The sequence below is a fragment of the Sphingosinicella rhizophila genome, from assembly GCF_032378825.1.
Lineage (GTDB): Bacteria > Pseudomonadota > Alphaproteobacteria > Sphingomonadales > Sphingomonadaceae > Allosphingosinicella > Allosphingosinicella rhizophila.
Genome location: NZ_JAVUPU010000034.1, coordinates 1 through 315, shown reverse-complemented (window position 1 = coordinate 315; position 315 = coordinate 1). Strand labels below are relative to the sequence as shown.

Here is a 315-nt window from a genome sequence, read left to right as displayed (position 1 = left end):
GATCACCTGGTCCCAGTGGCGCCGCCAGCTTTGCGAGATTGCCGGATATTTCCGGCCCCAATGCCCTTCCTCGAACGCGTCCAGCGCTGCCAGGCCGGCCTCGGGCGTGTCGGCGCGGTAGACGCCGCGGAGCGCCTGGGCGATGGCCTTGCGGTCCTTCCACGACGCGAAGCTCATCGAGTTGCGGATCAGGTGGACGATGCAAGTCTGGACGACGGTTTGCGGGAAGACCGCGTTGATCGCCTCCGGGAAGCCCTTCAGGCCGTCGACGACGGCAATGAGGATATCGGCGACGCCGCGGTTCTTGAGCTCGTT

Annotated in this window: 1 protein-coding gene; it reads right to left on the bottom strand. The window is 66.0% G+C overall.

Translation table 11 applies throughout. From position 1 onward, the window contains the following. On the bottom strand, positions 1–315 hold a 315-nt coding region (locus RQX22_RS19280), incomplete at both ends, for a transposase (RefSeq protein ID WP_315728841.1).